The organism is Streptomyces sp. NPDC048496, from assembly GCF_043200055.1.
Taxonomy (GTDB): domain Bacteria; phylum Actinomycetota; class Actinomycetes; order Streptomycetales; family Streptomycetaceae; genus Streptomyces.
The window spans coordinates 1-5,889 of record NZ_JBICXB010000105.1; the positions used below are offsets into that span (position 1 = coordinate 1).

The following is a 5,889-nucleotide window of genomic DNA, read 5'->3' on the forward strand; positions in this document are numbered from 1 at the left end:
CGCCCAGGTCAGGAAGCTGCCCTGGCGGGACATCCCGCTCGGGCACCGCACTCGCGACCACGCCCACCACCGCGACGAGATCCGCCGGCTCAAGGTCGCCGCGTTCCGCCACCTGGACTACCCCGGCGCCCGTCAGGTGATCCAAGTCGTACGGCGGCGGCGCGACTTGAGCACCGGGAAGCTGACCATCGAGCGCGTCTACCTGATCACCAGCCTGAGCGTCTTCGACGCCACCTGCACCGAGCTCGCCACCTGGATCAGAGGCCACTGGGGCATCGAGAACCTCCTGCACCACGTGCGGGACCGCACGTTCCGCGAGGACGACTCCAAGGTCCGCACCGGCACCCTGCCCCGCGCCATGGCCTCCCTGCGCAACCTCGCCATCAGCGTCTTCCGCCAGGACGGCCAGACCAACATCGCCGCCGCCCGCCACACCGGCCGCGACTACCACCGGCCCCTACGAGCCCTCGGTCTCACGTGACGAACCCGGACAGATCTCGATCACGCAATGACCCTGCCGGGTGGGCGCCGGGGTGTTCTGGTGGGTATGAATGCTCGGTCGTTGTCGCGTGCTGCCGCCCATTGGTCTCGATTCTTCAGCGGCGTGACGGCGTTGCCGTGACCGGCGGGTTGCCCGTTATGTCCCTTGCCGTGTCGGGACGGGTCGTCGCGTGACGCTGCGGGGCGTCGGGTTCCACGGGCCCGAGGGTGTTGCGGTCTGCTCCTCTTTGGTGTCGTCGGGGTGGTGGCCGGCCGTCAGGTGCGGGCCGGGAGTTCGGTGGCACGTTGCCATGCGGTGGTGAATGCCTGTGCCCAGGGCCAGGCGTGGTCCAGGTGCAGGGTGCGCCTGCGGGCGTGGGTGGTGAGCCGGGCGGGCAGGTGATACAGCTTCATCCGGATTGTCTCCGGCTGAGCGGCGGCGAGTTCGGGCTCGTCGTGCAGGAGGAGGAGCCGCGTCCAGGCGTCGAGGTCGGCGGCGATCGTGGCGGCCAGGGTCCAGGCGGCATTCAGCTGCCAGGACTTCGAGGGCAGCAGTCCGAGGCCGACCCGCTTGATCGCCTTCACGCGGTCCTCCACCTCGGCGTGATCACGGTAGAGGGCGTCCACGAACCACGCCTGTCCGCAGCCTGTCACCCCGGAAAGCCCCTGGTGGGCAGGGATGTTCGTGGCGACGATCTGGTAGCGCCACCCGGTGCGCTTCTCGAAGGCGGTCAGCTTCTTCGCGTCCCGGCGCGAGGGCTTGACCCGTCGCGCGATCAGTCGCATTCCCTCCGGCCAGCCGGTCAGGTCACGCACCCCGGTCAGCTCCGCGACCTGGTAGGAGATCCGCTCCCCGTCCGGGCCGGTGATCTCGTGCACCTCTCCGTCCTGCCGCAGCGCGGCAGCCCCCATGCTCTGGGGCGGCAGCGCAATCGCCTCCTCGTCCACGGTGTTGATCGCTCAGCCGGTCACCCAGCGCACCCGCCGCCGGCTCGTGGTCAGTGAGGCGAGGTGGTCGAGGAGAGCGTGGCTGAAGGCCGCGCCGTCGATCCGGATCAGCAGCTTCGACCACAGCGGCAGCGGGAGTTGCCGCAACGCGGCGGCCAGGACCGTCTTGTGGTCGGCGATGTCGTTGGGCGGTGCGTTACCGGGCCGCAGCAGCATCGCGATGCACTCGCGGGTGTTGGCCACCCACGCTCCGAGCGGCATGTGCCCGAACGTGCCCTTGAACGTGCCCGCCGCACCCTCCTTCCTGCTGGTGCAGGTGACGATGGTGGCGTCCAGGTCGAGGACGTACCAGCCGGCCAGGACCCGCCCGCACACCGAGATCCAGGGGAAGCCGCCCGGACGCAAGGCCAGCAGCGTCCACACCGCACGCCGGACCGCGGCGCGGACCCGCTCGACGCGTGCCACCACCGGGCCGTCGATCGACTCCAGCGTGCGTCGCAGGGTGCTGTCGGAGACCGGGCACGGGAACAATCGCCGCCAGTGATGCTGGAGTTGCTCGGCCTGAAGGACGTTCGTCGCGCCGAGCGCGATCGTGCAGGCCAGCTGCACCAGGGCCATGCCCCGGTCCCTTCGCCCCGGCCCGGTGACCTGTGGCAGGGCGGCGGTCAGAGCGCGAGTCAGGCCGACCCGGTCGGCGATCTTCCGTAGCAGCACCACGCCCGCGTGACCGATCAGGTTCTTGCCATCGGCCCGCACGACGAGCCGGTGATCCCATTCGGTACCCTGCACCTGTTGGGTGCCTCTTCTCTGCGGCGGTTTTGATCTAGACAGTCCAGATCATCGTAGGTGGGAGGCACCCTTCTGCTGTCAGGGCGTCAGTTCACGGCGATAGCTGAATTCTCGAGGCTGATGCGGGGTCGCTTGTGTCTCGCGCGCAGGACCGGCGACTGGCCCGGCAGGTAGTGGTACGCCGTCTCCTCGTGCTGGACAGGGCCGGGACGTTGACGTCGGTGCACGTGGGGATCGCGCCCGAGGCGGCCGGGGTATCGGTGCGTACGGTGTGGCGCTGGCTGGCGCGGGCGCGCGAGGGGCATGTCGAGCCGGTCTATCGGCGTGGTGGCTTCACCCTGGACGACGTGTTGTGGGCCCGGCTTGAACAGCTGGGCGGGAATGTTGCCGAGCTGCACCGTGAGCTGGGACGGGCCGGTGACGAATCACCCCTTGAGGGGCGGCTTCCGTCGTTGGCGACGATGCACCGGGCGGTACGCGAACAGCTCCGTGCCGGCCGGGTGTTGGGGACCACCCACCCCCGCCAAAGTCACGTCGATCCCGACCGCTATGACCGGGCTCTGGCCGAGCTCGCTCTGCCAGGCACCGTGGACGAGGCCGGGCGGCAGATGACGGCGCCGCCGGCACTGGAACCCGGCCACGTTCTCTGATCCGCCGGCAGCGGCCGCCGCGTTCTTCAGTGACGGGGTGCGCCTGTACGTGCCCGGTGCGCACGTGGTCTCCACTCGGCAGCTCGCCGAGGTCACCGAAGCACTCGCCCATACGACCGCGGCACGGGGCGTGCTGTGCCTCTACGGCGACCCCGGGCACGGCAAGACGGTCGCGCTCTACCAGGCGTTGCGCCTGCTCCCGAGACGACTGCCCGTCCGCTGGGCCCAGGTAGCGGTCAAACCGGCACTGCCGCAGTTGCGTGCCGCGCTGCTCACCGCGTTCGGGTTGCCCGTGAAGGCACTCACGAGCCGGACGGATGCGGCCGACCGGGCTCTGATCGACGCCCTCTCAGTCCGTATCGCCGAGCGGGCCCTGACAGTTATGCGAGGGACAGCCGACAGCACGTTGTACGTCTCGTCTCCGAGGAGCCTCCCATGACTGCAGAACTGGCCGGATCCACCGCTCTTGTCACCGGCGCAACCGCCGGCATCGGCCGGGTCATTGCCCTTCGCCTGGCCGCCCTGGGGGCCTCGGTCGTCGTCCACGGGCGGGACGAGCAACGCGGTGCCGAGACCGTCGACGAAGTCACCGCCGCAGGCGGAAACGCCCGGTTCATTGCCGCGGATCTGAGCAAGCCTGAGGACGTGTTGCGCCTTGCCGCTGAAGCAGGCGAGGTGGACGTTCTGATCAACAACGCCGGCATCTATCGGTTCGCCAGCACCCCGGACACCACAGCCGAGATGTTCGACACCCACATGGCCATCAACACGCGTGCGCCGATGCTCCTGGTCGGCGCGCTCGCACCGGCAATGGCCACACGGGGACGTGGCGTCATCGTGAGTCTGAGTACAGGGGCAGCCACCACACCGGTCCGGGGCGCGGCAGCTTATGGAGCCTCCAAAGCCGCGCTCGAACTCCTCACCCGAGTGTGGGCTGACGAGTTCGGTGCCCAGGGCGTCCGCGTGAATGCCGTGGCCCCCGGCCCTGTCCATACCCCCGGGACGAAGGAGATGGGAGATGAAACCCTCCAGGTGATTGGGCGAAGCACCGTACTGAGGCGGGTCGCAGAGCCTGAAGAGATCGCGGAAGCAGTCTTGTTCCTTGCTTCCTCCCGCGCCAGCTACATCACCGGCACGGTCCTTGAGGCTCTCGGCGGACAGCTCGCGATCGGCTGACTCCGGGGGAAGCGCTGCGGGTCAGCCAAGCGGCCGTCGACAACCTGCTGTGCCTGGCCCGCCTCGCCGCCGCAGTAGTCCGCGACGCGGCCCATACCGTCGTTGACGTCGCCGCCGCAGCCCTGGAAATTACCGCCCTGGTCTCGGTCCACCACGGTGGCCGCTTCCGCCACCGCCACCTGCTCGCCGAAGCCCGCCGCTATCTCGCCCGCTCCCTCCACGGACACCCGGCCCCGCCATTCACCCACACCGCCATCACCGCGGCCGTCATCCGTACCCACTGCGTCCCCGCCGACCCACCGGACCCTGACCGGCACACACCGCTCGCGTACCGCACCTTCACCCCCGCCTGGACACCCGACCGCCCCCTCGCCCCAGGGAACGCCCCCGCAGCTGACGGCATCGACTCTGTTGCTCAATTCGTCTGGGCTCGGGGACCGCTGATGTGTGAGGGCGACTTGCCCGGTTCTTGACGTTCTGGTGGTGAGGCTACGGGCACAGGAGGTGCTGACGAACCAGATGCTCAGGAATAAGAAGCTGTTGTCTTTTCGATCTTGAGCGGCGCCGGTCGAACGGGAGTCCCGATCGGGTGATCGCGGGATGTCCGGCGCATACGAGCAGGGCCTCCTGAACAGCTCGTTGGTGTCTAAACGCCCTGATGCCGGACGAGCTGCTCTACCCGTCTTTCTGACGGTCACGGTGCTGCTGGTGTTCTCAGCTGGCCATCCCAGCCGAACTCTGGAGGTGGCTGTGCAGCCCTCCGGGACGACTGTCCTCGGCGCGGGCGCGGCCCTGTTGCCAGCCCTCGCCGCCACCACCTGGCTGAACCGCCGCCCACGGCAGTGAACACCAGAGCACGGTGCGGACGATGCGCATGCCGCCGTCGGCACGGCATCACCCGGATGGATTGTTGAGGTCGCAGCGTGAAGAGAGCCAGGCGAGGCTGAGGAACCCAGGGAAGCGCGGCCTTGGCGGTCCTGTGGTCGACGATGTCCGCCGTATCAGAAGGGTGACGGCAATGGCAGAGAGTCACAGCGGTACGGGACGGGGCGGCACCAGCAGACAGACGGCCGCCAACGTCACCCTCTTCGCCGGCGTTGCCTTGCTGCTGAGCGGCGTCCTTAGCGTCCTCCTGGGCGTCACAGGCATCGCACGTGATGCTCTGTACGGCACACCTCCGCACTACGAGTACCGATTCAGCCTGACCGCCTGGGGCTGGATCCATCTGGTAATCGGGATGGCGCTGCTGGCCGCGTCCGTGGGGATCCTGACCGCCAGGAGTTGGGGCCGTGGCGCCGGTGTGGCACTGGCGGCCGCCAGTCTGGTCAGCCAGTTCATGTTCATCCCGTACTACCCCGTGTGGTCCATCAGCGTCATGGTGCTCGACCTGCTGGCCATCTGGGCGCTCGCCAGACTCGTACCTGAGCTTGATCTTTAACCTGCTGCTCGGTGTGCTTGGAGGGGGGCGGCTCGTTTCACGGTCTTCCCGGGTTCGTAATGGGGTGCTGGCCTGCGGTTCTTTGACCCGGGTGGGCGTCCGGGACCGGACTTGGAGGGTTTCGGCACGGCTGCCGGACGTCGCCTGCCCGACCCGTGTTCCCAAACCCCGAGGCGCCGGGCCCGGACGGCCGCCCGGTGCCAAGAACAAGCACCGGGCACCCCGCTACGACGTCGGCAAGACCGTCAAACGCCCCGAGACCCTCAAGGCCATCGGCAAGCCCGGAAGATCTTGGTAGATAAAGAACAGGCTAAGTGCGTTGTGGCAAACCGGATCTCGTTCGAAGCGTGCGACGTGGGTGATCATTCGGACAGAGATGCTGGTGTGGTCGTGGGCATGAAGAAACGG

Annotated in this window: 9 protein-coding genes and 1 pseudogene; 6 read left to right on the forward strand and 4 right to left on the reverse strand. The window is 68.4% G+C overall.

Annotation, left to right across the window (positions count from 1 at the left end; translation table 11 throughout):
• On the forward strand, positions 1-481 hold a 481-nt coding region (locus ACGFSA_RS34585), incomplete at its 5' end, for an ISAs1 family transposase (RefSeq protein WP_393310064.1).
• A gap of 275 nt (positions 482-756) precedes the next feature.
• Here ACGFSA_RS34585 and ACGFSA_RS34590 read toward each other — a convergent pair.
• The gene (locus ACGFSA_RS34590) at positions 757-1,428 is read right to left on the reverse strand and encodes a transposase (protein WP_393310066.1); all 672 of its coding nucleotides are present in this window, start codon (positions 1,426-1,428) and stop codon (positions 757-759) included.
• Between the two features lie 12 nt (positions 1,429-1,440).
• Positions 1,441-2,217, reverse strand: a complete 777-nt coding sequence (locus tag ACGFSA_RS34595) for a transposase (protein WP_393310068.1) — start codon at positions 2,215-2,217, stop codon at positions 1,441-1,443.
• A 134-nt stretch (positions 2,218-2,351) separates the two neighbouring features.
• On the opposite strand from ACGFSA_RS34595, the gene ACGFSA_RS34600 reads away from it, so the two are divergent.
• Genes ACGFSA_RS34600 through ACGFSA_RS34610 form a run of 3 tightly spaced genes read left to right on the forward strand, consistent with a single transcriptional unit; the run spans position 2,352 to position 4,043 of the window.
• Positions 2,352-2,867, forward strand: a complete 516-nt coding sequence (locus ACGFSA_RS34600) for a hypothetical protein (protein WP_393310070.1) — start codon at positions 2,352-2,354, stop codon at positions 2,865-2,867.
• Positions 2,868-2,904: 37 nt separating this feature from the next.
• Complete coding sequence (locus ACGFSA_RS34605; RefSeq protein ID WP_393310072.1) at positions 2,905-3,306, forward strand: hypothetical protein; 402 nt, start codon at positions 2,905-2,907, stop codon at positions 3,304-3,306.
• Positions 3,303-4,043 (forward strand): SDR family NAD(P)-dependent oxidoreductase, encoded by a 741-nt coding sequence (locus tag ACGFSA_RS34610; RefSeq protein WP_393310074.1) that lies wholly within the window; start codon positions 3,303-3,305, stop codon positions 4,041-4,043. The genes ACGFSA_RS34605 and ACGFSA_RS34610 overlap by 4 nt, the downstream gene beginning before the upstream one ends.
• On the opposite strand, the gene ACGFSA_RS34615 is transcribed toward ACGFSA_RS34610, so the two are convergent.
• The gene (locus ACGFSA_RS34615; RefSeq protein WP_393310076.1) at positions 3,989-4,270 is read right to left on the reverse strand and encodes a hypothetical protein; all 282 of its coding nucleotides are present in this window, start codon (positions 4,268-4,270) and stop codon (positions 3,989-3,991) included. The genes ACGFSA_RS34610 and ACGFSA_RS34615 overlap by 55 nt on opposite strands.
• 791 nt (positions 4,271-5,061) lie before the next feature.
• On the opposite strand from ACGFSA_RS34615, the gene ACGFSA_RS34620 reads away from it, so the two are divergent.
• Both ACGFSA_RS34620 and ACGFSA_RS34625 read left to right on the forward strand, forming a co-directional pair.
• Entirely contained in the window at positions 5,062-5,481 is a 420-nt protein-coding gene (locus ACGFSA_RS34620) for a hypothetical protein (RefSeq protein ID WP_393310078.1), read from the forward strand.
• A gap of 145 nt (positions 5,482-5,626) precedes the next feature.
• Positions 5,627-5,779: pseudogene (locus tag ACGFSA_RS34625) on the forward strand (transposase); the annotation flags it as partial.
• Here the strand turns inward: ACGFSA_RS34625 and ACGFSA_RS34630 are convergent.
• A partial coding sequence (locus tag ACGFSA_RS34630) for a hypothetical protein (RefSeq protein ID WP_393310080.1) occupies positions 5,707-5,889 on the reverse strand: 183 nt, incomplete at its 5' end. The pseudogene ACGFSA_RS34625 and the gene ACGFSA_RS34630 overlap by 73 nt on opposite strands.